25 protein-coding genes and 2 pseudogenes are annotated in these 21,406 nt (G+C 52.7%); 11 read left to right on the top strand and 16 right to left on the bottom strand.

The genetic code is table 11. The annotated features are described in order from the left end of the window. Positions 1 to 40: 40 nt before the first annotated feature. A pseudogene (locus tag K7H09_RS23110) lies at positions 41 to 316 on the bottom strand (type IV toxin-antitoxin system AbiEi family antitoxin domain-containing protein). A gap of 361 nt (positions 317 to 677) precedes the next feature. Between K7H09_RS23110 and K7H09_RS23105 the strand changes: the two are divergent. Then, on the top strand, positions 678 to 1,052 hold the full coding sequence (locus K7H09_RS23105; protein WP_039858811.1) for a GFA family protein: 375 nt from the start codon (positions 678 to 680) through the stop codon (positions 1,050 to 1,052). Between the two features lie 40 nt (positions 1,053 to 1,092). On the opposite strand, the gene K7H09_RS23100 is transcribed toward K7H09_RS23105, so the two are convergent. From K7H09_RS23100 to K7H09_RS23080, 5 genes are all read right to left on the bottom strand, one after another. Beyond that, positions 1,093 to 1,275 carry a hypothetical protein gene (locus K7H09_RS23100; RefSeq protein WP_039858808.1) on the bottom strand — a complete coding sequence of 61 codons (183 nt, stop codon included), beginning with the start codon at positions 1,273 to 1,275 and terminating at the stop codon, positions 1,093 to 1,095. 34 nt (positions 1,276 to 1,309) lie between these two features. After that, positions 1,310 to 1,834 carry a helix-turn-helix transcriptional regulator gene (locus tag K7H09_RS23095; RefSeq protein WP_190373908.1) on the bottom strand — a complete coding sequence of 175 codons (525 nt, stop codon included), beginning with the start codon at positions 1,832 to 1,834 and terminating at the stop codon, positions 1,310 to 1,312. Between the two features lie 3 nt (positions 1,835 to 1,837). Beyond that, a complete protein-coding gene (locus tag K7H09_RS23090) occupies positions 1,838 to 2,107 on the bottom strand; it encodes a hypothetical protein (protein WP_081742660.1) in 270 nt (89 codons plus the stop codon). A gap of 295 nt (positions 2,108 to 2,402) precedes the next feature. Further along, positions 2,403 to 3,365 (bottom strand): Rpn family recombination-promoting nuclease/putative transposase, encoded by a 963-nt coding sequence (locus tag K7H09_RS23085; RefSeq protein WP_039858806.1) that lies wholly within the window; start codon positions 3,363 to 3,365, stop codon positions 2,403 to 2,405. A gap of 82 nt (positions 3,366 to 3,447) precedes the next feature. Beyond that, a complete protein-coding gene (locus K7H09_RS23080) occupies positions 3,448 to 4,359 on the bottom strand; it encodes a LysR family transcriptional regulator (RefSeq protein ID WP_230806174.1) in 912 nt (303 codons plus the stop codon). 96 nt (positions 4,360 to 4,455) lie between these two features. Here K7H09_RS23080 and K7H09_RS23075 point away from each other — a divergent pair, with 96 nt between their 5' ends. Next, positions 4,456 to 5,295 (top strand): EamA family transporter, encoded by an 840-nt coding sequence (locus tag K7H09_RS23075; protein ID WP_230806172.1) that lies wholly within the window; start codon positions 4,456 to 4,458, stop codon positions 5,293 to 5,295. 647 nt (positions 5,296 to 5,942) lie between these two features. Here K7H09_RS23075 and K7H09_RS23065 read toward each other — a convergent pair. Together K7H09_RS23065 and K7H09_RS23060 are read right to left on the bottom strand one after the other, a co-directional pair. After that, positions 5,943 to 6,860, bottom strand: a complete 918-nt coding sequence (locus tag K7H09_RS23065; protein WP_230806169.1) for a nucleotidyl transferase AbiEii/AbiGii toxin family protein — start codon at positions 6,858 to 6,860, stop codon at positions 5,943 to 5,945. Next, entirely contained in the window at positions 6,850 to 7,671 is an 822-nt protein-coding gene (locus K7H09_RS23060; protein WP_009286824.1) for a type IV toxin-antitoxin system AbiEi family antitoxin, read from the bottom strand. The genes K7H09_RS23065 and K7H09_RS23060 overlap by 11 nt, the downstream gene beginning before the upstream one ends. 305 nt (positions 7,672 to 7,976) lie before the next feature. Between K7H09_RS23060 and K7H09_RS24575 the strand changes: the two are divergent. Continuing rightward, a pseudogene (locus K7H09_RS24575) lies at positions 7,977 to 8,222 on the top strand (GFA family protein); the annotation flags it as partial. A gap of 202 nt (positions 8,223 to 8,424) precedes the next feature. Here K7H09_RS24575 and K7H09_RS23050 read toward each other — a convergent pair. After that, positions 8,425 to 9,366 carry a LysR substrate-binding domain-containing protein gene (locus K7H09_RS23050; RefSeq protein WP_230806165.1) on the bottom strand — a complete coding sequence of 314 codons (942 nt, stop codon included), beginning with the start codon at positions 9,364 to 9,366 and terminating at the stop codon, positions 8,425 to 8,427. 93 nt (positions 9,367 to 9,459) lie between these two features. Between K7H09_RS23050 and K7H09_RS23045 the strand changes: the two genes are divergently transcribed. Continuing rightward, positions 9,460 to 10,380, top strand: coding sequence for a DMT family transporter (locus K7H09_RS23045; RefSeq protein WP_230806163.1), 921 nt, complete (start codon positions 9,460 to 9,462; stop codon positions 10,378 to 10,380). Positions 10,381 to 10,457: 77 nt separating this feature from the next. On the opposite strand, the gene K7H09_RS23040 is transcribed toward K7H09_RS23045, so the two are convergent. Further along, entirely contained in the window at positions 10,458 to 11,339 is an 882-nt protein-coding gene (locus tag K7H09_RS23040) for an alpha/beta fold hydrolase (protein ID WP_230806161.1), read from the bottom strand. Between the two features lie 285 nt (positions 11,340 to 11,624). Further along, positions 11,625 to 12,359, bottom strand: coding sequence for an SDR family NAD(P)-dependent oxidoreductase (locus K7H09_RS23035; protein ID WP_230806159.1), 735 nt, complete (start codon positions 12,357 to 12,359; stop codon positions 11,625 to 11,627). Positions 12,360 to 12,455: 96 nt separating this feature from the next. Here K7H09_RS23035 and K7H09_RS23030 point away from each other — a divergent pair, with 96 nt between their 5' ends. Together K7H09_RS23030 and K7H09_RS23025 are read left to right on the top strand one after the other, a co-directional pair. Next, positions 12,456 to 13,091, top strand: a complete 636-nt coding sequence (locus K7H09_RS23030) for a TetR/AcrR family transcriptional regulator (RefSeq protein WP_230806157.1) — start codon at positions 12,456 to 12,458, stop codon at positions 13,089 to 13,091. Continuing rightward, the gene (locus K7H09_RS23025; RefSeq protein WP_230806155.1) at positions 13,088 to 13,483 is read left to right on the top strand and encodes a VOC family protein; all 396 of its coding nucleotides are present in this window, start codon (positions 13,088 to 13,090) and stop codon (positions 13,481 to 13,483) included. Before K7H09_RS23030 ends, K7H09_RS23025 begins: the two co-directional genes overlap by 4 nt. On the opposite strand, the gene K7H09_RS23020 is transcribed toward K7H09_RS23025, so the two are convergent. Beyond that, positions 13,476 to 14,474, bottom strand: coding sequence for a saccharopine dehydrogenase NADP-binding domain-containing protein (locus K7H09_RS23020; RefSeq protein WP_230806153.1), 999 nt, complete (start codon positions 14,472 to 14,474; stop codon positions 13,476 to 13,478). The genes K7H09_RS23025 and K7H09_RS23020 overlap by 8 nt on opposite strands. 2 nt (positions 14,475 to 14,476) lie before the next feature. Continuing rightward, entirely contained in the window at positions 14,477 to 14,872 is a 396-nt protein-coding gene (locus K7H09_RS23015; protein WP_230806151.1) for a VOC family protein, read from the bottom strand. Positions 14,873 to 15,099: 227 nt separating this feature from the next. Between K7H09_RS23015 and K7H09_RS23010 the strand changes: the two genes are divergently transcribed. Continuing rightward, positions 15,100 to 16,008: an AraC family transcriptional regulator gene (locus K7H09_RS23010; RefSeq protein WP_230806149.1), complete on the top strand. Its 909-nt coding sequence runs from the start codon at positions 15,100 to 15,102 to the stop codon at positions 16,006 to 16,008. Between the two features lie 75 nt (positions 16,009 to 16,083). Here K7H09_RS23010 and K7H09_RS23005 read toward each other — a convergent pair whose 3' ends face one another. Next, positions 16,084 to 16,656 (bottom strand): Lrp/AsnC family transcriptional regulator, encoded by a 573-nt coding sequence (locus K7H09_RS23005; protein WP_230806147.1) that lies wholly within the window; start codon positions 16,654 to 16,656, stop codon positions 16,084 to 16,086. A 16-nt stretch (positions 16,657 to 16,672) separates the two neighbouring features. On the opposite strand from K7H09_RS23005, the gene K7H09_RS23000 reads away from it, so the two are divergent. After that, entirely contained in the window at positions 16,673 to 17,845 is a 1,173-nt protein-coding gene (locus K7H09_RS23000; protein ID WP_230806145.1) for an MFS transporter, read from the top strand. Positions 17,846 to 17,936: 91 nt separating this feature from the next. Here the strand turns inward: K7H09_RS23000 and K7H09_RS22995 are convergent, their stop codons facing one another. Then, positions 17,937 to 18,887, bottom strand: a complete 951-nt coding sequence (locus K7H09_RS22995; RefSeq protein ID WP_230806143.1) for a DUF808 domain-containing protein — start codon at positions 18,885 to 18,887, stop codon at positions 17,937 to 17,939. Positions 18,888 to 19,077: 190 nt separating this feature from the next. After that, on the bottom strand, positions 19,078 to 19,251 hold the full coding sequence (locus K7H09_RS22990) for a DUF4357 domain-containing protein (protein ID WP_230806140.1): 174 nt from the start codon (positions 19,249 to 19,251) through the stop codon (positions 19,078 to 19,080). 541 nt (positions 19,252 to 19,792) lie between these two features. Here K7H09_RS22990 and K7H09_RS22985 point away from each other — a divergent pair. Genes K7H09_RS22985 through K7H09_RS22975 form a run of 3 tightly spaced genes read left to right on the top strand, consistent with a single transcriptional unit; the run spans position 19,793 to position 21,391 of the window. Next, the gene (locus K7H09_RS22985; protein WP_230806138.1) at positions 19,793 to 20,722 is read left to right on the top strand and encodes an AfsA-related hotdog domain-containing protein; all 930 of its coding nucleotides are present in this window, start codon (positions 19,793 to 19,795) and stop codon (positions 20,720 to 20,722) included. Next, complete coding sequence (locus K7H09_RS22980) at positions 20,715 to 20,936, top strand: acyl carrier protein (protein ID WP_230806136.1); 222 nt, start codon at positions 20,715 to 20,717, stop codon at positions 20,934 to 20,936. The genes K7H09_RS22985 and K7H09_RS22980 overlap by 8 nt, the downstream gene beginning before the upstream one ends. Further along, positions 20,933 to 21,391: a beta-ketoacyl synthase N-terminal-like domain-containing protein gene (locus K7H09_RS22975; RefSeq protein WP_230806134.1), complete on the top strand. Its 459-nt coding sequence runs from the start codon at positions 20,933 to 20,935 to the stop codon at positions 21,389 to 21,391. Before K7H09_RS22980 ends, K7H09_RS22975 begins: the two co-directional genes overlap by 4 nt. Positions 21,392 to 21,406: the final 15 nt, after the last annotated feature.

Below are 21,406 nucleotides of genomic sequence, written 5' to 3'. Positions count from 1 at the left end.
GTGCTTCATAGGTTTCACGTGCCATCGTTGGTCTCCGTCCTTACAAACGCTTCAGGCGCCATAATCCGATAGCGCGGACGTATCTTGCCCCCTTTACCAGTGCACGGTCGCCGCTGCCGAGATTGAACTCTGCTGGGTCGAAGCGCTTGCGCCAGGGGGGATCGAGGCGATCGACAAAGACAAAGAATAGCCGCTTTACCTTGATCTACTTACAACTCTGCAGCAGAGCTGCCAGTAGTTTAGGGCGCAGCGTTGTCAGGCTCTCAAATAGCATATCGAGATTGTGAAAACTCTCATGGTCGGGCAGCTCGTCCATAGCTTCCATAATTGCCCTTTCGAGTGCCGACCTCTTGAGCGTCCAGTCCCATGGCAGCGTGTCTTCGGCGTTGATTAACTAAAGAATCTTCCATAAGGCTCTTTAATATCGTCAAATTTTGTGTACTTTTAGTTCACAAAGCACCTATCTTTTAAAGACCCACGGGGAGGCGATTTACCAGCTTAATATCCGCGCCTGCTTGTAACCGAGATACAAACTAATTCCGGGCTCTAAGGCAAATCCGCCTCCTGCAACAGCTAGCTTTTATCGGTTTGCGGGCATCAAATACCAACGAGACGGCAGCAAGACAAAACAAAAAGTGCCACCTACTTTGAATGTATGAATCTTCTGGAGATTGGCAATGGAACAACTAACAGGTGGCTGTCTCTGCGGTAAGATCCGAATCTTGGCCAATGGCGAGCCGCTTCGGGTAGGTATTTGCCACTGTATGGATTGTCGCAAGCATCATGGGGCGCTTTTCTATGCGGCTGCTGATTATCCCAAGCAAGCTGTCATTATCGAAGGCGAACCGCACAGTTATCAGGGGCGCTACTTCTGTTCCGCATGCGGTTCGTCGGTTTTTTCGGTAAGCGAGGAAGAAATCGAAATACACCTTGGTACCCTTGATTCACCCAATCAACTTAAACCGACGTATGAGCTTTGGGGCATTCGCCGCGAACATTGGCTACCGCCATTTCAAAACGTGGAGCGATACGAACGAGATCGGGAAGATTGAGCGGGTTCAAGGGCTGCCGCTTAGGTCAGAAGGTAATCGATCAGCGCTTACCTTCAGTGCGCAGCTTAACCACATCCTCTAGCACCAAGCCTGTCGCTTCAGCAATCTGCTCGTCACTCAGCACTCCCAGCTTGAGCAGATTACGGGCCGTTTTCTCAATGCCCAGCTTTTCGCCTTCCTGGCGTTCTTGCTGAGCCCAGTTTTCCAAATTTTCTGCCAACATGTCTTTATCCTCCAACAAACTGTTGAGCTGTTGGCTACGCGGTCAGCAACTCCATTTCCTCGCGGCTACGAACCGGATGGCGGATCGCCTCTTTGGCTATATTCACTTCTAATGCTACTTTCGCAATATCCAGCACGCCAACATCAATTTGGTAACCCCCTCGGGTCATCAACCAGTCAAGCACCTCCGCCAGGTGCCAGATTGAGGCACTGCCTTCGTGAACCGGCATAGGAAACGTCGCTCGGTGGGTGAGCATCAACTTTCGCATTGCCTGTCGGGATACGCCCACAACGTCTGCTACATCCGTCAGGCCAACAAGATCCGGCGAAGCCTCGATCAGCCGCGCGGAAGGGATTGCTTTTTTTACGTCAACCAGGGCAGTGCGAACCGCTTCCGCGGCGCTGCCCGCTTCACGAGAGAATTCCAGCGCCAAGCGGCCCGGCTGCCCCACGCCCACCAGAGCATCATCGCAACCGGCAGTGCCCAAACGCCCCACCAGCGCATCTAGGTCGGAATCACTATCAGCCAGTTGGTATTTCAGCGTAAAAACATATTCCATTCTTCAATCCTCCGGCTCCGCTTCGTCTCGACGCTTGTGGGTCGAGCACTTGTCCACCACTCTCCGAATTGCCCGGGCGTGGCTGCCGGGATTTTTCGGTGTACTCCACACGCTCGCGATACAAAACTCACCGCAGCGGCATTCATCATCATTATAGGGACAGTAAATCTTGCCCCAGGCGTGACTACCGCCGACTTCAACTCGCCAGCCCTCCGCTTCCGCATGTTTGAGGGCAGTTTCGATCTCTTTTTTCGGATGTGATGGACGAGTCATTATTTGCCTCTGAGTATGAAGCCCCCTTCAATGGTTGTCAATTGACAACCATTGAAGCAGCAATTCATATGCTTGCCGACGTTCATCTAAATAGATAGACCCAAGTGTCTCTTTTAACTCCCTAATAAAAATTTAAAAAAGAATATCAGTATGTGCAACACTTAACCTGACGCTGGGGGCTTTCATGGCATGGGGAATGTCTGCCATCCTCAGCAACCAAATACAGAAAGGGCAGCCAATTGGACTGCCCTCTCGTTTTATGTGTGAAGCGGGAATACGTAAATGAAAGCAAGGATCAGCGCTGGCCTTCAGTGCGCAGCTTAGCCACATCCTCTAACGCCAAGCCTGTCGCTCCTGCAATCTGCTCATCACTCAGCACCCCCAGCTTGAGCAGATTACGGGCAGTTTTCTCGATGCCTAGCTTTTCACCTTTCTCGATGCCCAGCTTTTCGCCTTCCTGAATGCCTACTTGGCGTTCTTGCTGAGCCCAGTTTTCCAAATTTTCTGCCAACATGTCTTTATCCTCCACCAAACTGTTGAGCTGATTGAGGTCGACCTCAGCCCCGAGCCGCTGCAAGTGGCGTTTAAGCCAGCGGGTAATAATCTTGTCGATACGCTCTTTGTGAGAATCGGCCTGAATAATCGCCACAATCCGATCCACAGCTTGCTGAAGCCCCTGGCGATTTGTGGAAGCCTTCTCGATACTGAACACCCCGCTTAACGGCGACTGCACCAAGCCTAGCTGCTCATCAGTATAGCGCCCTTCATCGACTAAATAATAACGCATGCGTGGCTGGTAGACCTGTAGGAGACCCGGCGGTTCCGGCATGATCATGTCATAGAGATCTAACGATGCCGTCCAGCGCTCTGAGCCGTTATAAAGCACTACCGGAAACACCGGCGGTAAGCCCTGGCCGGGTGTGATGACCTTCTGCTTGAGCAATTCACTGTAGAAGCAAGCGGCGTAGTGCATCAGCCGAACCGGCATGGTGCGATCCACCGAGGACTGAAACTCCAACAAGATGTACAGGTACACCTCTTGGGTCATCCCTTGCCAGTTAACGTTGACTGACCACACCACGTCCTCAATTTTTTCTTCGAACAGTGGCGTAATGTAGTTGCCGCTCTGGCTCTTCAGGGTAGAAAAATCCATTAACCGGGCAATCTCGGCGGGAGCAAAGCCTTCGATGAGTTGCTGAACAAATTCAGGATAACTAAACAACTCTTTGTAGCCGGTATCGTGGTGGTTATTAACCATGGAGACCTCTGCCAATCGTTACGAGACAGATTACCATGCTCATCCATCCGTAATACATTCACACCATGCGATGGAAAGCCCGTTACGCTTTGCACTCTTTCAGTAGTTGTTGGCCGACCTGATTCAGCGGCTGCCATTTAGCCCAAAAGGCAATCAGGTTCCGGTCACGTTGGGGAGATAACGGCAGCGTTACCACATTAGCTGCTGGCTTATTGTTTAACGCCAGTGTGGGCACTAGGCTAACACCGACATCGCCAGCAACCATCTGCAACAGCGTGCGCGTATCACGTACCCAAAAATCCACCTGAAAAGTATCGACTTCCTCCAATGAGTGAGCAAATATCTGCTGAATAAGCGCCTCACAACCCCCTGACGACATAATCAACGGATGATCGGCAAGCTCCGCTACCGTAACGCTAGCTTGTTTGCAGAGTGAATGGTTCTCGGGTAAAACGGCAACGACCTCATCCTTCTTTAGTAGCTGCCAATCGAAGTGCTCACACCAGTAGGTGAGATTAAGCTGCGTCACATCGGTGGTTATGCCCATATCAACCACGCCGCTTTCCACCCACTCCTTTATCTCTTCCTCCATGCCTTCCAGCACAAGGCTAATGGCATCAGGGTAGCGGCTCGTTAAGCTAGAAAGGTGTGGGGATAACCATCCTGTTAATGCACTGGGAATTACACCTATTTTCAGCGTTTCATCTACTTCATTATGAAATTGGGCCACTTGCTGGCTCAATACCTGAAACTCTCCTACAACCTTTCTGGCACTAGTAAGCACTAACTCGCCTAAGGCAGTCGGCTCCCATCTTTCCGCCGCTTTTGTGATAAGTGGGCCACCTACCAGCTTTTCCAATGCCTGCATTGAGTGACTTACGCCAGATTGGCTAACGCCCAGTCGCGCCGCCGCCCGGGTATAGGATTGCTCTTCCACTACCGCAAGCAGCACACGTAGTTGGGCAATAGAGATGTCGGCGCCTCTTATCATCATCCCTCCTCATAACGGCCATGAGCGAACCGAGTTTCCAGCCAAGCACTAGCGACTTCTATGCTGGCCTTTCATTTATCATCCTGACCTGGAAATCCCATGTCCATCGTTCTGGCACTAAGCGCCATGTTGTTGCTCGGCAGTACACACTTTATCAATGGCTTGCTCGCCCGTTTTTACCCGCCGCTTAATATTGGTTTTTACACCCATCTGGGCGGGGCGCTTGTCAGTCTTGCAGTCGCGCTGCTCTTTTCCACATGGGAGCCAGATACCTGGAAATGGGGTACGCTTGCTGGCCTTGGCTCAGCCCTGGGCGCATTGCTGCTTTATAAAGGCTTATCGCAGGCTCCCTTTGCTATCGTAGTGCCTGTTAGCGCTGTCTCGATGGTAACCATCGCCCTTGGGCTCTCTTTGGTATTTCTTGGCGAGCGGCCCAACGCTTGGGTATGGCTAGGTGTGATGATCGCCTTGCCCGCTATCTGGCTAACGACGGGCGGAGGTAAGATAAACAAAGGGCAGGTGAGCAGCATAATCAGAACAGGCCTGCTCTTTGGGTTAGGTGCAGGGTTGGGGTTTTCTCTGCAGCTGCACTTTCTTGGGCAGGTGCCCGACCATGCGGCGCTGTATGGCATCGCCCTATGCATGCTAAACGGTGCCGTGTGTCTACTGCCGTTTTACCAACGCACGAAGCCAGCTCAAATACGCCTTCCACTTTTCTCAACGATGGCGGGCGGTATCAGCGCTCTAGGGCTTACGCTCTATGCGCTATCACGGCAAGGACAGCTCACCATTATCAGCATTGTGATTGTGTCGATGTACCCGCTGATACCCGTCGTATTCGGCTCACTGGTTCGCAAGGAGGCGGTTAGCGGCACCAGAATGGTGGGGATAGCGTTGTCTATTGTGGCGACGATGTTGATTGTGGCGGGGAATGGTTAGATAGCACTCAGCCGTTTCGGGTGTGTCAGTTTGTGGATTTGTAGTGGCGACGCAAACCGAATATTCGGTTTGGACATATCAACAGTTCGATATTGACCTGCCCAACAATACACATTGCCTAGCCAAGATCTGTGCCACTGGCAAATCGTCTGGACAGTAAGCATTCAGGGAAGGCATCAGAAACTTGTATATATAGAGCTTCAAGCAGCTCCGTTTGATCTCTTCTTCGTGCGCCCTGTTTAGCCATACACGAGCCGATTGCCTCCATTCAGCTCATATTATGAGCCGATTATGACTTCTATTCGGCTCGTGGGCTCATCAGCGGACTTGTTGGTAAAGAAGAGTGGGTTAAACAGTAGAAATGCTCAGTAGACCGCACCAGTTAGGCCTCTTGCCTTTCTTGTCAGCCATATCCATATTTATTACTTTTGAACACGGGAAGCATTCTATGACGTCAACAAGTCTTAGCTTGGAAAAACGCAAAAGCAAACTTGAGGCGCTACGTACACATCTAGCTCAAGGTACCAGACAAGCTAGAGCTGGTGAATTCGTGGACGATTTCTCGATGGATGCATTAATCAGCGACTTAGATAGTGAAGCGTGATGTCCACATTCCATATCACACCGAGGGCGCCGCTCCGATCTACCTACCCTAGCAACACTTCCAGCTTTCTCCGTTGCTCAGCATGCTTGGCGGCATTTTCGTTTTTCAGTTTTCCCAGATTGATAAGCTTCCAGCGTACGGCAGGCAGATCCGCCGCCCGAGGGCGATCAATAGCATCAAAATCGGGCATACCGTCATGCAGGCTCATTAGGAATTGCTTGGTGTTCTCATCGAAGCGGGAATGAATATCTGCAATCAATCGTTTACGGGTGTCGAAGAGCTCTTGGAGACTGACAGAAGCTCTGGTCATTCCCTCAAATTCTTGAGTATAAGGCTGATCAAGATTGATGAGATTCGGATTCAGCAGCTCATGCGCGGGGCGCGACGAACTCGCAATGTAGATCAAAAAGGTGCGAAATAGATCATCCGTTAGGCCCTCGTTCTCGTAAAGCAGCTTCACATCGTAAAGGTCGCGCGGATGCTGACGGTCGACGGCTGCGTTCAACTTACCGCCGAACAGATCTTCGAAGGAGACAATCTGCATCTCTGCGTAGCCGAACTCATCTTCAACAGCTTCGGAGACGGAAAGCGTTTCAGGCTCATGAACGACACCGCGTGTGACTGGAGAGGTTTCGATCTTGATCTCTACACCGCCCATGCGAGCAAGAAGACGAGTGGCACCACCACCGCCGCCCTTTATACGTTGTGTTTTGGCACCAACGATACCGCCTTCAATGGCCCCCGCAATGCGATCCATCGCGTTGTTGATCTCGGAAAGGCTATCGATTCGATCTTTCACCGGCAGGTAGGTCAGGTCGATATCGACCGACAAACGCGGAAGATCACGATAGAACAGGTTTATCGCCGTGCCGCCCTTGAGCGCGAATACATCTTCCTTGGCGACATGCGGGAGAATACGCACAAGAAGTGCGACCTGTGCTTCATAGGTTTCACGTGCCATCGTTGGCCTCCGCCGTTACAAACGCTTCAGGCACCATAATCCGATAGCGCGGATGTATCTTGCCCCCTTTTACCAGCGCGCGGTCGCCACTTCCAAGATTGAACTCTGCTGGGTCGAGGCGCTTGCGCCAGGGGTGATCGTGGCGATCTGCAAAAACAAAGAACAGACGCTTTACCTTGATCTTCTTACAACTATGCAGCAGCGCTGACAGTAGTTTAGGTCTCAGCGTTGTCAGGCTCTCAAATAGCATATCGAGGTTGTGAAAACTCTCAAGGTCGGGCAGCTCGTTCATAGCTTCCATAATTGCCCTTTCGGGTGCCGACATTTTAAGCATCCAGTCCCATGGCAGCGTGCCTTCGGCATTGATGTTGTCCTTGGCCAACCCAAGCGATGAGTCGGCGAACAGCGAGGTGCTACGGGTTTGAAGTGGTGCGTTGAGTGGCAGCTTGCTGAGCCAATTGGGCGTGGCCTCGCCATATACCCAGACAGGCGCATTGCTGCCCAGACGCAGATAGTGATCGTAGCCTTGTTGGGCAAGCGCCGTGGTACCGCCGATATGGATGTCATAGCGCATAATATGCTGCATGGAAAGCAGGCAGGTTTTCCAATCGATGGTGGCCGACTTTATTGCGTTCGGCGCGGGGCGGCGGAAGACGCCGCGGTTAACACGCTCCAGCCAGCCGTTATCAACGTATTTGCGAGCAAGGAAACGGCTGACACCGTGGCGTTCAAGCCATGCGGTGTCAACCATGAATCCTGAAGGTATGGCTTCAAGCACCTTCTTTAGCTTTTCTTCATTAAGTGTACTCATGGTTCACAAATTAGCACTTAACTAAATAATCTGCCATGAGACTCTTTAATATCATCAAATTTTGTGTACCTTTAGTTCACCAATTATCTATCTTTTAAAGAACCAAGGGAGGGCGATTTACCCGCTTAATATCCGCGCCTGCTTGTAACCGAGATACAAACTAATTCCGGGCTCTTAGGCGAATCCGCCTCCTGCAACAGCTCGATTTATCTCGGTTTGCTGGCATCAAATACCAACGAGACGGCGGCAAGACAAAATCGAAAGTGCCACTTACTTTGAATGTATGATTCTTCTGGGGATTGGCAATGGAACAACTAACAGGTGGCTGTCTCTGCGGTAAGATCCGAATCGTGGCCAATGGCGAACCGCTCCGGGTAGGTATTTGCCACTGTATGGATTGTCGCAAGCATCACGGAGCGCTTTTCTATGCCGCTGCCGATTACCCCCAAGCAAGCTGCCAGATTGTAGGCGAACCGCACCGTTATCAGGGGCGCTACTTCTGCTCGGTATATGGCTCTTCGGTTTTTTCGGTAAGCGAGGAAGAAATCGAAATACACCTTGGCACCCTTGATTCACCCAATCAACTGAAACCGACGTATGAGCTTTGGAACATTCGCCGCGAACATTGGTACCGCCATTTCCAAACGTGGAGCGATACGAACGAAACAGGGAAGTTTGAGCAGGTTCAAGGGCTGCCGCTTAGGTCAGAAGGCAATCGATCAGCGCTTACTCTCCATGCGCAGCTTAACCACATCATCGTAACGCCAAGCCTGTCACTTCAGCAATCTGCTCTTCACCCAACACCTCACGCAGCCAACCCAATAACGCTACGCTGCCTGGGCGTTGGGGTGCGCCCTGGCGTGTGTATAGGGCGATCGCATCGTGCTGGGGCAAGCTCTCTGCCACCGGGCGGATCAGTTCGCCATTTTCAATTAAGCGTTGCGTTGTGCGCCGCCAACCCAAGGCGATACCGTGCCCCGCGACAGCCGCTTGCAATAGCAGTGGGTAACTATCGAAAACAGCACTCTCCGCTGATGAGAGTTCAAAGTGCCCCATGGCACGAAACCAGCCATCCCACTCCAGCCAATCCGCCGGGTCAGCGTGGTGGTGCAGTAGCCGCTGATTCAGCAAAGCGTTGAGACTCAACGGGGTAGTGACCCCTTTCAGGTACGCTGGGCTGCAGACCGGAAATATCTCGTCCTCGGCGGTAAACACCAATCGATGGCTCCCGCTAGGCCTACCGTTGGTTTGCAGCGCAATGTCGAAGCTGCCACTAAATTCGGTAATCGGCCTTGTCGAGGTCGCCAGCTGTATCTCAAGTTCAGGATAACGACGATTGAAGTCAGCCAGCTTTGGCATCAGCCAATAGAACGCTTCGCATAACTGGCAGAACAACACGACGCGCTTATCATCCGGGTCGCCGCGCAGCGCCTGAGCACCCGTAGCAATACTCTCCAGCGCCTGGGAGACCGTTCGGCCAAACTCGCGCCCCTCGCGGGTAAGAAACACACTGCGATTACGGCGCTCGAAAAGCATCACGCCAAGGTCTTCCTCCAGCGCACGGATCTGTCGGCTGATAGCCGCCTGGGTCAGGTGAAGTTCTTCGGCCGCGCGCGAAAAGCTTTCCAGCCTGGCAGCAGCCTCAAAGGGTCGTAGCGTCGCCAGTGGTGGAAGAGACTTGATGAAGTTATCCATAATCTGAGCTCATGCATTGTGACGCAGAAGTTGTTTGAAGTACTGCTAGAGGCAGCGGCATTCTAGAGCGGAATTCAACTCTGGAACGCTGCAATGAAGGCCACCGCTGAACCACAAGATAATATCCTACAGGGCATAAGCCTTATCGTGGGGGCTGTGTTTCTGCTGGCGTTGACCGACGCCCTGGTTAAGTATCTGAGTGCCAGTATGTCGCTATGGCAACTCTATGTCATCGCCTCCACACTATCGCTGCCGATACTGTTAGGGTTGATCATTGGCCATTCAGGCCCCCGCCCCAAGGTAAAATCGCGCCGCTGGGTGGCGATTAGAAGCCTGCTTCTGTTGCTGATGTGGATAGCCTACTACGCAGCACTGCCGCTGATTCCGCTTTCGGTGGCGGCGGTCGCCATTTACACCACTCCGCTGTTTATTGCCGTGCTGGCTGCTTTTGGGGCAGGCGAGCATCTTTCACGCCAAGCGTGGCTGGGCATCCTCTGCGGATTCCTGGGCGTGGTGGTGGTGTTGCGCCCTGGCGGCGACACCTTCACACCTGCCACACTTCTTCCAGTGCTTGCCGCCCTCTTTTATGCGCTAGCAATGCTGGTCACTCGCCACCACTGCCAAAGAGAGCATCCCTTACTTCTGACCCTGGGGTTGAATCTGGCCTTCCTGGCAGCAGGCACTCTCTTCAGTGTGCTGGTGGCAATCAACAGCACAGCAGCACTCGCTGAACGCGCGCCGTTCCTGTTCGCCGGTTGGCAACCGCTAGATGCCGAAGCGTTATTGATCGTGGGCGCCTACGCCCTACTGTTGATCATTGTGAATACCGGGGTGGCCAGGGCTTATCAAATTGCCCCTTCGGCGTTGATCGGCACCTTTGATTACGCCTACCTCATCTTTGCCAGCCTTTGGGGCTACCTGCTATTCAGCGAAGTGCCCGATGCCATGACCTGGTTGGGTATGGGCATGATCTTAATGGCGGGAGTGATGGTGTTACGGCAACGGCGTATTTAAACCTGCAAAAAGAATGGCATCGTCAGTCGGCCATTACATCCACACAGAGCTCGATAGGCGCACAGTAGACATACTATTCAGCCATTAAAAAATTTGATCATTTTAGCGGCGATTTCATCCGGTTGCTCCTCAGGCATGTAATGACCACAATTCTGAATGACCCCACCTTCCACATGGGTCGCTAATGGTTTTATAGCGTCATAAATATCAGGTGACATGCCGAAATCACCGCCTAAAGCCAAGATTGGCGTCTCAATTTTTTTGGCCGCCAATGACGCGTTCTGCTCGGCGTCATCAAGCACTGCACGATAATAAGCCAGCGCCCCACGTAGGTTTCCGGGTTGCTTATAGACGCGCTCATATTCATCTATATCAGCTGTTGAGAAAGTACCGGCGGGATTAAAAGTTTTCCGCTGAAAGAACCACTCGATATAACTTCTCTCCCGGCCAGTGATTAAAAACTCAGGGACATCCGGTACTTGGTGAAAAAAGAAGTGCCATGACTTCCAGGTGTTTGGCCCCACCTCAACTGTTGGCTTGAGCGTCACGCCTGGGATATTAGCGTCAAGCAAGACTAGCCGACCTACTTCATCGGCAAATCGCGCCACAAAGGGGTAAGCGACCCACGAACCAATATCATGCGCACCAATGTGATAGCGCTCGAAACCAAGCTCCTTAACTAGCGCATGGACACGATCACCAGCCGTTTGTGTATCATAGCCATCTACCGGTTTGTCGGAATCACCTTGCCCAGGTAAATCTATTGCGACTACGTAAAAATGGTCAGCAAGTATCGGCATGATGCGACGCCACGCGTACCAGCTTTGCGGGAAGCCTGCCATAAGCAAAATGGGAAAGCCTTTGCCACCTGATACAGTGTGCAAACGGACATCTCCAGCATCTACCATGGCATGCTTGAAACGCTTACCGCCAAGTTCAATTTCGTCATGTCCAGGCATTCACTTTCCTCCCTTTTTATCGTTGACAGCCAAGCCGTTATCGAGCCTGTTAGTGCTTGAGTTTAGCAGCCACCTAATTACAGCACCGTGCGACTCGCTGGTTAATATCTGATGTCCTCGTATCAAGCTCCTGACGATAGTAGCCACTTACATTAATAGCTCGGCAATTACTAACTCTTCTGGGCTTTTGGGAGGGGCTAAGGCAGCCTTTTTCCATTAGCTCAGCCAATGGCAGATGAGGATAGCCAGGAATTGTATGGCTCTATCCGACGGTGCCCGTTCCCCCTATGTCTGGGAGGCGCCACCATCAGCAAACAACTCCACCCCGTTGATATAGCTAGCGGCATCACTGGCCAGAAAGGCCGCGACCGAGGCAATCTCCTCGGGTTCACCGATGCGCCCCAATGGGCTTTTCTCTGTCAGGAACGCCATGCCTTCCTCGGCGTGCTCGCCGAATGCCTCGCGCAATGAAGCTGTGTTGGTGGGCCCAGGGCTCAGGATATTGATGCGAATACCCGTTCCCTTCAGTTCCGCCACCCAACTGCGCACCATGTTGCGCACAGCCGCCTTGGTACCACCGTAGACGCTCATGGTCGGCCCTGGGTCTATTGAGGACGAGGAACCAACGATCACAATGCTGGCACCAGAGCTCATCAAGCCCAGCGCCCCCTGAACGGTCAGCACCACGCCTTTAACGTTGGTCGAGAGCTGCTGGTCGATCTGCTCCTCGGTGATCTGCCCAAGCGGTGCGTGGCTGCCGCCACCGGCATTGGCCACCAGGATATCGATACGCCCGAAGCGGTTTTTCACGGACTCATAGAAAGATGCCAAGCTCGCAGCACTGGCGACATCGGCCACTATCCCTATAGCGCTGCTGCCCAGCCTGTGCACAGCCTCATCCAATACCGCTTGCCGCCTCCCCGTTATCACGACATCGGCTCCGTCATCGATCAAGCGCTTGGCGATGGCAAACCCGATACCACTGCTACCGCCGGTCACGACAGCAACGTTACGATTCATGTTCTGTTTCACAGCATCACCTTTCAGTTTGTAGTGGTCACTAAAGCAATGCTATAGTGACCACTACAAACCAAAGAGTCAATCGGTATCGTCAACATGAAAAGCAAACCATCCAAAACAGGCACTGGTGAAGGTATTGCAGAACGCTCATCTCGGCGCCCCTTCGACAGAGAGGCGGGCGTTGCCGTTGCCAAGGATCTATTTCACGAACGCGGCTACGACGCGGTAGGGGTTGCCGAGCTCACACGTGCACTGGGCATCAATCCGCCTAGCCTCTACGCCGCCTATGGCAACAAGGCGGGGCTCTATGAACGCTGCCTAGAAATCTACGTGGCAGAAGCCAACCTGCCAGCAGACAAGATCCTGACGCCCGACCGGCCTCTGTCGGAAGCGATCGATGATTTACTACGGCAGGCCGTGCGGCTCTACACCAAGTCAAAAGCCAAGCGTGGCTGCATGGTGGCTGAAGGCATGCGCGCCGATGATCCTCAGGCCCGCCAACTGGCCAACGCCTATGGCGACGCAGCGGCAGACTTTATCGAGGGCTACATCAAGAGAAGTCAGCCGCACCAGGCACGAAAACTTGCCGATTACGTCGTGACGACACTGCAAGGTCTTTCAGCAGGCGCGCGCGCTGGCCGCTCAAGGGCTCGCCTGCTTGCCGTAGCCGAACTGGCTGGCCAGGCCTTCGCAACCTTTCTTCATACACCCGATGAGAGCAAAGACACATGAGTATTCTTGACCATGTCGAGTTCGCCGTACGCGATGCGGAAATATCGCGATGCTTCTACGAACAGGCGCTAGCCCCGCTGGGTTTCAGCCGAATTATCACCGTAGGACCAGACCGCACGCGCAGCGGCGGCACACGGCATGGCTTTGGGATGGAGGGCTACCCACGGCTATGGATACACGACAACGAGCAGCCGGGCGAAGGCGTTCATATCGCCTTCGCCGCAGCAAAACGAGCCATTGTCGATGAGTTTTATCGCGCCGCGCTGGCAGCGGGTGGGGAGGATAACGGCGCACCAGGCATTCGCACCCACTACCACGACAACTACTACGCCGCCTATGTCCTGGATCCCGATGGCTTCAACGTGGAAGTGGTCTGTCAGCAGGTCAACTGATGGGAATATCAGTAATTCGCGTATCGGCGATGGTCTCGGCAAAGCCGTGGCCGAACAGGCCCGCAGGGGTTTGGAAGCCGGGCCTCACCTCACCGGCAAGCACTCGCCGGGCAGCTTCCGCTGCCGCTATGGCCGTGAAGGTGTAACCGTTCACCGTATCCAGCACCGAGCGCGCCACCGAACCGTCCATGTCGGTCACTTCGACAACCGCATGGTAGCGGTTCGCCGCCCGCTCATCGGAACTGGGCCCCGCAGGGAGTTCGTTGGTATCCCCTCTGGGGAACGCACCCGCCGCCACATGCACGAAGGTTTCTATATCACGCACGCCAGTCGCATGGTGGAGTGTCACGAGGTCGGGCAGCGTGACAGGGAACGACGATAGCGGGCCCTCGCCAAAATCGAAGTCGCGCACCTCCTCTGAACTGCGGGCAACGAGTTCGCCGCCGACCAGATGAAGCGTCTCCGTCGTGATGTTCTGACTCGCGCTGGTCACCGACCCTCTCGACATTCCCCCCGCCACCTTCAAAGCGATACTGATCTTGCGCGGGTTGCTGACTCGCGCCACGGCATGCCCCGCCAAGCTTCCCAGCATCGCGACGCTACCACCGCTTCCCGGCAGCAGCATGACACCCGCAGCACGCGCCTGCCCGTCGAGCGCCAACGCTTGCCGGTAGGAGTCGAGTTCCGCTGAGAAATCGAGATAGTGCACGCCAGCACGAATGGCGGCCGACATCAGCGGCTTGGCCGTGTTCATAAAAGGCCCGGCGGCGTTGAGCAGAACAGAGATGCCTTCAAGCCCCCTTGCAATTGCCTCTGGGTCATCGAGCGAAAAGAGCCGAATATCAGCGCCTAAACGCCCTGCCAATATGTCCAGCGACTCACGATCCTTCGCGCGCCCTGCGACAACCAGGTGAATACCCGCGGATGCAGCGTGCTCTGCCGCCATGCCACCGGTGTAACCGGCGGCGCCATAGATCATCAATGTTTTCATGGTCAGTGCTGCCAGCTTTTGTAGACAAACTCTAGGCTATAGCCGTCAAGATCCCTGACCTGTGCGGCGTAATAGCGGGGGTCATAGTGGAGCTGAGGCCCAGGCGGATGGATCTCGGTGGCGCCCGCCGTCATAGCTTCGGCATAGGCGGCATTGACCTCCTCTTCGGACGCTGCCACGAAGCCCACATGCACCGCACCGGGCACCGCCTCTCCCTGCCTTAGCCAGAAAAACACACGCCCCTTGGCGCCGAACCCCTTCAGATCAGAGTGGCCAGGCGGGCCATCATGACCGTCAAAATCGTGGCGGTTAGTAATTCCCAAAAGGGGTAGCACTCGCTCGTAAAAAGCAATGGAACGCTCGGTATCACCCACGGTGAGGAAAACATGATCAAGCATGAGACACTCCTTTAGATGGCGTAGCCACCGGCAAGCGCAGTGCCGTGCTTGCGCCGATACCCCGGCTACCTCCGGTAATGACGATAGTATTCATGTGTCGCTCCAGTGAGATTTAGTCTCCCCATCATAGGCACCTGCTCACCTAACGCCCCGCCTGTTCCTACCGCAATCCTGCCTATTTCTGCTTTTCGCTTGCCTCTGCTCCTGGACTGGCATTCAATAGCGCCATGGAAGAACAACTCAACGAACTCCGCCGCCTGGCTGCCCACGCGCAAAACCGCCGCACCGAGACCGGTATTCCCCGGGTGGCGATGGTGCAAGGCGCAATTCCAGAACACGAGCTTGCCGCCGTGTACGACCCCATGGTCAACCTGATCCTGCAGGGCAGCAAATCCATGACCGTGGGCGGGCGCACCCTGCACTACGACCCCGCGACCTATTTTGTGATGTCAGTTGATCTGCCTGCAGCGGGGGTTGTACGCAGTAGCGACTCGGGAGATCCCTACCTTGCGGTAAGCCTGACGCTGGACGCCACCCTATTGGCAGGCCTGCTCTCGGAACTGCCTAATGCTGGCAGCAGCACCGGGCATGCCACGGGGTTTTCCGTAGCAGCCGTGACGCCGGAACTGCTCGATGCCTGGGTGCGCATGTTGCGCTTGATGGAGCAGCCAGCCGACATTGCGGCGCTTGCACCCGCCTACGAGCGCGAGATTCTTTATCGCGTGCTTCAGGGGCCAATGGGCTGGATGCTGCGCGACATAGCCACACCAGACACCGCCCTGGCACGGGTGCACCAGGTCATTCAGCTACTTCGTAACGACTATGCACGGCCCTTACGGATGGAGGCACTGGCCAAGGAAGCAGCCATGAGCGTCTCGGCGTTCCACCGCCATTTCAAAGCCGTGACGGCGCTCAGCCCCTTGCAGTATCAGAAGCAAGTTCGGCTACTTAAGGCGCGGACACTACTGATTTCCACTGGTTACAGTGTCACGGAGGCAGCTCACGCAGTGGGATACGAAAGCTCCACGCAGTTTGGCCGGGAATATGCCCGCACTTTCGGCCGGCCTCCGGCGAAAGATGCTGCGCGGATTGTTGCCAACATGAAGCGAGGCTTTCAGGCAAAACCCGACCAATAGCAGTACAAAGTAAAGAAAGGACGAGCTCTTCTCCTTACTCTGCGAAAACTTCCATGATGCTGTTTCCAGAATTGCTTAATCTGGCGATGGGCCTCTTTCCAGGAAGGTTGAAAGCGCAATGTAGCTGCGGACAGACCTGACGCCTTCAAGGCTCTGAATCTCCATCAGGAAGTCTTCGAGAGATTCAGTATTCGCCGCACGTACTTTAATGAGCACACAGCCATCTCCTGCCACGGTGTGCAGCTCTTCTACTTCGGGCCTGTCGGCAAAGGCCAGTAGCTTGCGCGTGGCGCTGTAGCTACTGGTATCGACCAGCAAGAAAGTCAGCAGCGTTCGACCAAGCTTGCAGCCGTCAAGTATGGCGACGGTGCCCTTGATGACCCCATCGCGCTTTAGCCTTTTTACGCGGTCATGAACAGCGGGGGCGGATAGATGCACAATCTTGCTGAGTTCAGCGTAGCTACGCGACGCATCTTCGGCGAGAGCGCCTAATATTTTTCGGTCAATTGAATCAAGTTCAGCCGGATGATGCTTTATCTGCCGAATAGCATCTGTTTCTTTATCTGACGGCACCATTATCGTTTTACCTCCGAATATTATTTTCAATAAAATAAATATAACCGAACCACATTCGATTGAAAATATCATATATGGAGACACTATTATGCCATTAGCACTTTTCGCGTTAGCGATTGGCGCATTCGGTATCGGAATGACGGAATTCGTCGTCGCTGGCATCCTTCCACAAATCGCCAGAGATTTCGGCGTCGATATACCCACGTCAGGTTTAATGGCCACCACCTACGCGTTAGGCGTGTTCGTGGGCGCGCCCATCCTGACGATTCTAGGCGCCAAGGTGCCACGTAAAACGATGCTAATCAGCCTCGCCCTTATCTTCACGCTTGGTAACGTGCTTACAGCAGTGGCGCCGACGCTCCCCATCGCGCTGGCGGGCCGTATTTTAACGGCGTTCAACCACGGTACTTTCTTCGGTATTGGCTCCATCATCGCCGCCTCTCTGGTAGCGAAAGACCGTCAAGCAAGTGCCATCGCCTTCATGTTTTCTGGGCTGACGATGGCCAACCTGTTCGGTGTCCCTGCTGGCACCTGGCTCGCGCAAGCCTACAGCTGGCGGCTAGTGTTCTGGTTGATCGCCGGAATTGGTCTTATCACCGTCATCAGCATCGCGCTGCTAGTGCCCCCCATCAAAGCGGGCAAGGCCATCGCCTTGAAGAGTGAACTACGTGCCTTCGCAGACCCCCAGGTTCTGCTCGCCATGGGCATTACCGTCTTCGGCCCTGCCGCTTTCTTTACCTCTATTACCTACATCGCCCCGATGATGGTCGAAGAGGCAGGGTTTTCCGACACCGGTGTGGCAAAACTGATGGTTTTGTTCGGGCTGGGTCTGGCGGTTGGTAACTGGATAGGTGGTCGCTTTGCTGACCGTTCACTTTTCGGAACGCTGTTTGTGACCCTTGCCGCGCAGGCTGCGGTACTTTTCGTCTTCTGGCTCGGCGTAGGGAACAGTATTGTGGCCTCGGCCTCTGTCTTCCTCATGGCTGCTTTTGGCTTCGCCACCGTCTCCCCGATCCAGAAACTGGTGATGGATCGTGCCAGCCAAGCAGGCGCACCCACCATGGCAGCGTCGGTGAACATCGGCATGTTCAACCTCGGTAATGCTATCGGGGCATGGGTGGGTGGCGCGACGATTGCCGCCGGGTTCGGTTTGGCCTCTCCAAACTGGGCGGGCGCCATCCTTTCGCTGATCGCTTTAGGCTTGGCTGTTATTGCCTGGGCGAGCGCCGGTCAGCAATATTCAGCGGCACTGACAGAGTAAGGTCACGGGAAACACCTTCACTCTATCTCACAAAAATGCCCGCCTTGATGGCGGGCATTTAGATGCCTGATACTTACTTCACAGCGTGCACCTACTCGGCATGCGTCTTCTTGGTGGGAATGAGGTGCAGCGCCCCCACCACCACTGAACCCACCAAAAAGCCAATCACCGCTGAGCACAGCGTATTAAAGCTCCAGCCCAGCGTGCCGCCCAAAGCACCGGTGGCCTCGCTAATGCCTAGCTCAATATGGTGTACCCACGCATAGGGTGCGTTGAACCAACCCGTGCCATCGGCCCCCAGGTTGACCATCAGGATATGCCCGCCCACCCAGAGCATGGCGACGGTTCCCACGACCGAGATGGTCGCTAGTACCTTGGGCATGGCCGTCACCAGACCACGGCCCAGGGTCTGCATGCTCGAACTATCCCGCTGGGCGAGCTTCAGGCCGATATCATCCATCCTGATCAACAGCGCGACCACACCATACACCAAAATAGTGATGAAAAACGCGACCACCACCAGGCTCGCCAGCTGTGACCAGAACCCTTGATGGGAGACCGTGGCCAGCGCGATCACCATGATTTCAGCCGACAGAATCAGGTCGGTTCGAATGGCACCACTCACGATCTTTTTCTCGGCTTCCGGCCCCTTTTCTACCGCTGGTTTGTCGTCGTCATGCTTACCGGAAAACTTGTGCCAGACTTTCTCCGCGCCCTCAAAGGCCAGATAGGTGCCACCCACCATCAGGATGATCGGCAATAGCGCGGGTAAAAAGTGATTCAGCAGCAGCGCCACCGGCAGGATAAAAATCAGCTTGTTGCGGATCGACCCTAGCGCGATCTGCTTCACAAGCGACAGTTCACGCTCCGCTGCCACTCCCTGTAAATATTGCGGCGTCACCGCCGTATCATCCACCACCACCCCGGCCGCCTTCGCCGTCGCACGCCCAGCGGCGGCACTCACATCGTCCAGTGATGCTGCGGTCAACTTCGCCAATGCGGCAATGTCATCCAGTAATCCTATCAAGCCGCCTATGGCCATGGGTGATTCCTCCGTGAATAACAGTTGCTGATAGTAAAGCACACAGCGACTTGGGCGCATCGCCTCTTTTGCCGCAAGTGCAGTGTTGTTTCAGTCTCCCTCTCAATTAACTGTCACCCGCTGAGTATGCTCAAAAGCGGCATCAGGTAGAGGATTGTATTGAGCCTGAGGGAAGCACGGTAAGCACATATCAAATACTCGCCAAGCTCTCATCCTGAATGGCTTTCAAGGTTTTACCGCTAGCACCTTTCCAAGCCAGCCGACCATTGGCGCTGCCGCCTACCAATATGCCAGTTGCTGTTGTGGGGGTAAAAAAAAGAAAGTCCTGAGTGAATTCCAGTTTTCCATCTAGCGTCGAGAGCACGCCTCACTCTTTGAGCAGTTGGGGCTGTTCGCTCATGTAGTCGCGTATAGAGTGCCTCTCCAGCGCGGGCCAGGGCACCTCTTAATACTTCAAAGCCATCGGCAACCTCTCAGCCACCGGAGCCTTCAGTTTCTGCTCGTTTAGGTTAAAAGTTAAATGCGTTTACCACTGCCTAACTCTACCCCATCCAACAACAGGCGGCGCAACTACGCATTTTGCGTATCGATCCGTCAAGGCGATAAACAAGCGATTGGCCATAATACTGCTGCACTGGCGTAACAACGCTGGCACGAGATTTGGTCTCAGTGCTGCCAAGCACGCTCATAATAATTAAGCAAATGATTATAAAAAAACACGCAAAAAAATATTGTAATTGCCTGGTTTTAAATGTCTTTAAGCATAAGAAATTTATGTAAAGGCACTTAGCATATCAAAGGACCGCACTGTCACTTCTGACAGGTTACGTATAGAAGTTAATAAATTATCCTCAAATCAAGCATTCGGATATACAGATAAAGCCAGCTTCAGGCCAGGAGGCAATATGGAAACTGATAACACGACAGTGATATCAATGACCCACAAGGCTAATCCGCAAGCTGTTTACATCAATAAAATTGAATCAACAACAGCGTCAAGCATTTCTGCCTTGATATCTCCCCTGAACGACCAAGAACATTTTTCAGAAATATGTAGCAGCAAAAAATACATCAACCCCATGTATCTTATTGAGTGTGCGAGACAATTAGAAACACTTGCTTCGCACAAGATATTAAAAATAAATAGCAATACACGATTCATATTAAAGTCATGGCGACTAGAGCTTTATCAAGAAAAGCCCCAAAACCATACCCTTATTGCAAGCTTAAGGATATTAGACACACATCTCTCACATACAAAAAAATTTATTGTAAATTTTAGATCTGGCGAAAGAACAATAGGTAAGGTTAGCATCATTGTATGTCACATAAGCGCCAGAGCGTATGAAACAATAAGAGGGGAAAATATTTCAAAATCAGTTAAATATGGTGGATTTGAGTTGCACACAGCATATGGCCTTCCTCAGGTGGAACCATACGAAGTAGGATGTAAATATCCAAAAGACGTTTGCATCAGAAATATAAGAAAAACAGGTCACACAAGAGCTGCAAATATAGTAATACCATCCCAAAACCGCATACTCAATGACCACAAACAGGATCATATAACTGGATATAACCTTACGGAGTCAGCTAAACAATTCTGTTTGTATTGCACTATCAAAGAATCAAAGAAAAAAATAGAAAATCTTTACATCAAAAGAATTTTTGCAAAATTTTACAAATATGCAGAAAACAACCAAGAACTACTAGTCAGACTGATTCGAAAAGACTCTAGCAATGATACTACACGCTGCATTATAGAGATATTACAAGAAGGAATAAGACTATCCCTTTTCTTTATTTATATCAATGAGGTTGAATGCAATGAATGAGATAAAATCAATTTTGATCAATATGTTTGAAATGGAAGAAGGCTCCATTTCAGAAAATAAAACTTTGGATGAACTAGGTTTAGATTCCATTTCTATCGTGGAGTTACAGTCAGGGCTAGAAGCAACTCTAGGACTTCCAAGCGAGTCGTTATCTTTGATGTCAGAAATGACATTAGAGGATATTGAAGATTCTATAGAGAGGCTAAAAAAATGACAAATAAAGTTGTGGTAACGGGAATGGGAGTATTGTGCTCTGCAGGGGCAACTGTTAGTCAGTTTTGGGATAACATTGTACAAAAGAAAGTCTTGACGCAATATGATCATAGATTAGAGAACGCACCAGTTAAATATTCCTGTCCCTTAAGTAATTGGAATCCAAAACCCAGATTTAAACAAGCAGCCTTTACACGGGTCGATCCATTTATACAATACGCTGTTTATGCTGCCCAAGAGGCCTTAGACGATGCGAATATTCAACCAGGCTATAATTTTCCTTCAAATAGGATTGGAATTATCGTCGGAAATTCGCTTGCTGGAATCAGCACATTAGAGAAGATTATTAACAATGAAGCAGAAGTAGGCCCGGCAAGTGTTAGCGCATCATACATTCTGTCAACAATGACAAACATGGCAAGCGCTAACATCTCCGTTCACTTAGGGAAGCTCTGAAAAAGTCACTGCCAT

It is taken from the genome of Halomonas sp. IOP_14, assembly GCF_021021315.1.
Lineage (GTDB): Bacteria > Pseudomonadota > Gammaproteobacteria > Pseudomonadales > Halomonadaceae > Vreelandella > Vreelandella titanicae.
Note: the sequence above shows the minus strand (reverse complement) of the source record. Positions and strands in the feature narration are given on the sequence as shown.